This window comes from Niastella sp. (genome assembly GCF_045805085.1).
In the GTDB taxonomy this organism is placed as follows: Bacteria; Bacteroidota; Bacteroidia; order Chitinophagales; family Chitinophagaceae; genus Niastella.
Map to the genome: position 1 here is coordinate 1 of NZ_JBJMLX010000568.1, position 5,472 is coordinate 5,472.

General features: G+C 42.8%; 4 protein-coding genes. 3 read left to right on the forward strand and 1 reads right to left on the reverse strand.

Annotation, left to right across the window (positions count from 1 at the left end; genetic code table 11):
- The 3 genes from ACJ751_RS29455 to ACJ751_RS29465 form a co-directional block, all read left to right on the forward strand.
- On the forward strand, nt 1-574 hold a 574-nt coding region (locus tag ACJ751_RS29455), incomplete at its 5' end, for a helix-turn-helix domain-containing protein (protein WP_407749127.1).
- 63 nt (nt 575-637) lie between these two features.
- The gene (locus ACJ751_RS29460) at nt 638-1,333 is read left to right on the forward strand and encodes a hypothetical protein (protein ID WP_407749128.1); all 696 of its coding nucleotides are present in this window, start codon (nt 638-640) and stop codon (nt 1,331-1,333) included.
- Nucleotides 1,334-1,544: 211 nt separating this feature from the next.
- Nucleotides 1,545-4,724 carry a T9SS type A sorting domain-containing protein gene (locus ACJ751_RS29465; RefSeq protein WP_407749129.1) on the forward strand — a complete coding sequence of 1,060 codons (3,180 nt, stop codon included), beginning with the start codon at nt 1,545-1,547 and terminating at the stop codon, nt 4,722-4,724.
- A gap of 252 nt (nt 4,725-4,976) precedes the next feature.
- On the opposite strand, the gene ACJ751_RS29470 is transcribed toward ACJ751_RS29465, so the two are convergent.
- On the reverse strand, nt 4,977-5,472 hold a 496-nt coding region (locus ACJ751_RS29470), incomplete at its 5' end, for an NmrA family NAD(P)-binding protein (RefSeq protein ID WP_407749130.1).

Here is a 5,472-nt window from a genome sequence, read left to right on the forward strand (position 1 = left end):
GTTGGAAAATAATTCGCTCTTATACGGCATCCGGTTTCACCCCCATACATTGCATGTGTTATTTGGTTTTCCGGCCGACCTGGCAACAAATAACCTGCTTCCGCTCTATGATATTCCATCGGCCCGCATTTTACAGGATTGTATCACAGAAGAATTTGAAGCAACCTGTGGTAACCTGGAAAAGGCATTGCTGCAGTTATGTAAAGGAGTTCAGTTGGGGACAAATAAATTCCAGTACATTGATTATGCCGTACAGGAAATAATAAAGCATAAGGGCGATGTTTCCATTAATGAACTGTTGAAGGGAACCGGGATTTCGCAAAGACATTTCGATACCCTGTTCAAACAATCAGTAGGCATCAATCCCAAGCCATTTTGCAATATTGTAAAGCTTAATCACTTCATCAATTATAAAAAATCGCATCCCCACAAAAAGTTGATCGAATGCTGCTATGAATCGAATTTCTTCGACCAATCGCATTTAATAAAACTGTTCAAATCAGTTACTAATAAATCCCCAAAGGAATATTTCCGGAACTATAATCACATTAATGATTATTTCGCTGCATTATAGGCAGTTCATTTTTTTACATTTTTTTGTTGAAGGCCGTTAATAGCTTTGAAGAAAAATTAGCGCATGAAAGGTTATATGGTAATGCTGCTGTTCCTGTGCGGTAAGGTATTGGCGCAGGATGGCCAGGTGGCGCATTTCTCATTCTGGAAACCAAAACCCGGAGAGGAAAAGAAGTTTGAAAACGGGTACAAGCAACACCTGAACTGGCATAAAACAAATGGCGATAAATGGGCCTGGTACGGCTGGTATATTATTTCGGGGCCAAGAAGTGGTCAGTTTGTTGATGCAACCTTCAATCATGCATGGAGCGATTTTGATAAACCAGTAAAGCCGGCTGAAGATTACGCCGATAATCAACTGCATACTTACCCTTTTGGCGATTATATTGCAGGATGCAAATGGGTGTACTTAACCGATCTGAGTCTGTCAGACAGCAACAGCTTGCAATCGAAATTCCTTCGCCTGGTATCTATACACATAACAGATATGGCTATTGGCAAGAAAGTAATTGAGAAATTGAAGAGTAAATATAAGGCTGCCGGAACAGGGTCATTCATGACCTTTAAGCTGGTTGATGGGGGTGAGCTCAATCAATTTCTCTTGTTGATCGGGGTAAATAATTTTTCATCTTATAGCCAATTCGTAAATTTAGAAGAAGAGCTTTCAGGAATAGAAGCGAGTATGAAAATAAAAGCGATCAGGTCAGTAACGTCAGAAACATTAGCATACCGCGCCGATATGAGTTTATTCCCCAATTAAGGATTTAACATAATCATTTTCAGATGAATTTAGTAACAAAGATGACTGTCAGAAATGGCAGTCGTCTTTGTTTTAACACCCGCCTGAATAAAAACTAATAATTTGTATTTACTACGCATATCGGTTTTGTTTACTTCCGCGGAATATTGCTATTTCTACAAAAGGGATGGCATAATTATTTAATATTATTGTTTGAACAACGCTAATACTTATGAGAAGCTGTACAAGGCACACGGTAGCAATTACCCTAAGTATCATTGTATTTTCCTTTCTGAATGCTTCAGCTCAATCTCCTGGTAAGATAGTACGACGATCATCGGCAAGTGCTGTGCTTGATGCTAACAATGACGGCTATGTTTCTTTGCCCGTCAATACGGGATTTACAACCAGCGATATCACCCAAAGTGAAATACCTTTCAAATCAATACCGCCGGCTTTCACAGAACCAATAGGCGATCTGGCCACAGGCGCATCGGGCAGTTTTACCGACCTGGTCACGTCCTCAACAGACAAAACCGGTTTTATGGCTTACAACGATGGCGCCAACCTTATTTTTCGGTTGCGCGTTGGCAGTATCAGTTCAGGAGCGAAGGCTTACAGTATATTAATAGATGCAGATTTTAAAGCCGGCAATAGCGGTTCACAAGCCGACCCCAACTATGTGGCGCCTACTTCACAGGGATCGGGTAACATTGGCTTTGAATGGGAAGTATTGCTGGCCACAGGTAATTCTACTACGGTTACTGTGAACGAAACTGATGGTAAGATCGGACCAAACATTGTACAGGCGTATCAAACAACGAACAGCAACAACTGGCAAATAGCCGCTGCATTGACCACTAATTCAAACAACCCGGATTATTTCTATGATTTTTATGTTCCCTTATCCGCTTTCACGGGCACCTACGCCCTAACCAGCAGCACCGGTTTCAGAATGGTTGCCACCACGGTAAATTCGCCTACCTCGGCCCTGAGGGGAAGCCGTTCTGATATATTTGGAGTCAATGATGTTAATTATTCAAGTACGCCTGATGGCTGGTTGGCTGCTTTAAACGGCACCCCGCCAATAACACTTTCCCAGTTAAGCACAGGGGCTGTAGCAGGCGCCTGTACCAATCCACCGGTAATTACAAGTAGTTCGGTTGTTATTGGTTCGGGTCAGTCAATATCGGGTACCTGGACAAGAAGAGATGTCACCATGGACGCGAATGCCAACATTACCATTTATCGTTATTCATCTGCGGGAGCCTTATTAAATACTTACACCTCTGCCAGTGCCTATCCCAGTGGTATTGCTACCGGCGGATCCTGGACATTGACAGGCATCACGGCAGCATTGGGCGATTATTTTGTTGCAAAAGCGAAAGGTACCTCTGCTACCCTGAATGAATCGGAGTGTATGCAGTCTAACACTATTTATACCACCTGTGCTACTACTATTAACCCCACCGTTCTTTCGTCGTCCGGTACAAAAGGTATATGTGGCAGTTTAACCACCGGGGCAACAGGTGTGCTCATTTATAAAATGGATGGAACCGGAAACACCTTAATGAATGGATCGAATGTCAATACCACTTATACAGCAACTACTTTTTCATGGTTTGCCTGTAGTGGCGGCACAAGCAATGTGGCCGCTGCCACCTACATGGTTGTTTTAACAGGAAGTGGTTGCCAGAGCACACCGGTATTCGATTGTGTAAGCAATGGTTCCGGAACTCTTACCCCCTTAACCACCAATACCGGTATTACATTCCCCAGTACCATTTATCCTTTTAATACTTCCATTTCAGGTGCCGTGCCTACTTACACGGCAGCACAGGTGGCTACGTTGTTCATTAATAACGTGCTTAAATCCACAGTAACCATACCGGGCAATACTACCAGTTATACTTTTTCGGGACTGCAGTTAAATGCCAATGACAATATTAAAGTGTATTTATCAGGAAATGGTTGTACAGTATACAACACAACTACCGTTGTTTGTTATAACCAGCCTCCGGTAATAACCACAGATGCCAATGGCGTTCTGCTTGCCGGTGCCACCACTATCACTGGCACTTCAGCCGCCAATGCCAGCATAACATTGAATAAAACAAATGCTACCACCAATAGCTGGACGACAACCGCCAATGGCAGTGGTGTTTGGACAGTAACTGTTCCCGCATTGGTAGCAGGTGATACCTATACGGCCACTGTAACGGCTGCCGGTGGTTGCAGTACAGCCAGTGCTGCTTCGTCCACTGCTACTGTAGCGGCTGTAACTACTATCTGTCCAACCATCAGCCTTACCCCTGTTACCAATACGCCTTATACAGATACGAGTACTATTGTTTACGGTACGGTAAATGTTACCACCGCCGGAAGCATTGTACGGTTATATGTTGATGGCGCGTTGGCAGGATCGCAAACAATAAATACAACCGGAACGCAAAACTGGTCCATTGTTTCTTCCCTGCCATTTTATAGCGGCGCGGTGCTGAAGCCTACTTTTCAATCGGGCGCCAGTGCAAGCGAAAAAACCGACTGTGGCGTTACCAGTACAGTTGTATGTTCATCACCGGGAACGCCATCTATATCGCCCACCTCCTCAACTATCTATGCGGGCCAGAAAGTTACCTATACTGTTTCCAGTGCAGTAAACAGTACCTGGTATGCCGTTAATGACAATACGGGAAAAAGCTATGCTACTTCTATCTACACTACTTCAACAAGCAACTTTTCACTACCCACGGCTAATTTTAATACACCAGGCACTTATAATTTATTAGTGTCGGCAGATAAGCTAACCGGTTGCGCGGCCAGTACGGCCAGCGCTACAGTAGTGGTCAATGCCGCGGTAACACCCGTACGGTTTATCAGTGTGAATGCTGCCAGGGCAGGCGGAGGTATTGCAGTGAACTGGACAGTTGCAGCAGAAACGGATGTCAATCATTATGAGATAGAAAAAAGTTTTGACGGCGTAAATTTCGGGGTAATAGGTAGTGTCAGGTATAAGGAGGTGACCACATTAGTAAACAAATATAGCTTTACTGATGCAGCTGCTTCCAATACAGATAAAGTATATTACCGCATTCGCCAGGTAGATCATAACCTGTTTTACAACCTTAGCTCAATTGTAATGGTAAAGATAGCGCCAGATAAAATTTTACAGATCTGGCCAAACCCGGCCAGTGACCAGGTAACTGTGAACATTACCGTAAACAATTCACAGGCTACGTACATTGAAATGTTAAACCTTACCGGAAGCAAGTTGTTGTCAAAACAGGTGAATCTGATCGCGGGGGCCAATTCCGTTTTAATAAAGAATCTTAACTCATTCTCACCAGGAGTATATTTATTTAAAATAGTTGCAGACGGAGAGACTACAATTCAGAAGATAGTGATTAAGTAAGCAGGGTAGCACATCATGTTTACCTAACAATGACCATTGTTTGAATAGCAATGGCCATTTTTTTTACATATTCTTTATAAGTTTAGGCAACCGGCTTCAATACTATTTGGTTATTAATGCGGCATAATACATTAGATGTGGGATAATTATTAAAAGTCTTCGTTAAAAGCGATCAACTTATAAGGCAATTAAATGAGACAGACACATTTACCATCCCGCCCGATAAACCGGGAGGGATGGATGTTAATTTTATTAATTGTTTTGACTTATCCATTCCTGAAAGGTCACCAGTTTGCCTGTGGCAATTTCTTTTGCCAACTCAATTTTTAACGCTGAATCTGGTCCCATGTACGTGTATTTTTCAAAATACCCGAACATTTCAGCTATTTCCTTTGCGCCTTCAAAAAAAGTGGCGAACAAATCACCTGGCACTTGTGAAAAGCTGTATTCTTTCCCATTGTGTTTAAAGGCTTTAATAATATCATTAAAACTATTTAACTCCGTCGCCAATGCCAGGTAATGGCCATTTCCAGCTTTTTCTGGTTGCAGGAATGCGCCCGCCACTACTTTTCCCAGGTCATTAATGTCTGACATGTGAATCGCTTTTTTTGTTGGGTCAATCGGAAATGTCCAACCGGTTGTGCCATCCTGCTTTGGCTGTGGTCCAAGTTGCCCAATCAGATTTTGAAAATAAAATGGTGGTTGAACAAATGTTGAATAGGTAAAGCCTGCACTTTTCACCAGGTCA

Bases quoted from the DNA above. Each gene is read 5' to 3' on its own strand.
- ACJ751_RS29460 (WP_407749128.1), top strand. From the start codon at position 638: ATGAAAGGTTATATGGTAATGCTGCTGTTCCTGTGCGGTAAGGTATTG.
- ACJ751_RS29465 (WP_407749129.1), top strand. From the start codon at position 1,545: ATGAGAAGCTGTACAAGGCACACGGTAGCAATTACCCTAAGTATCATT.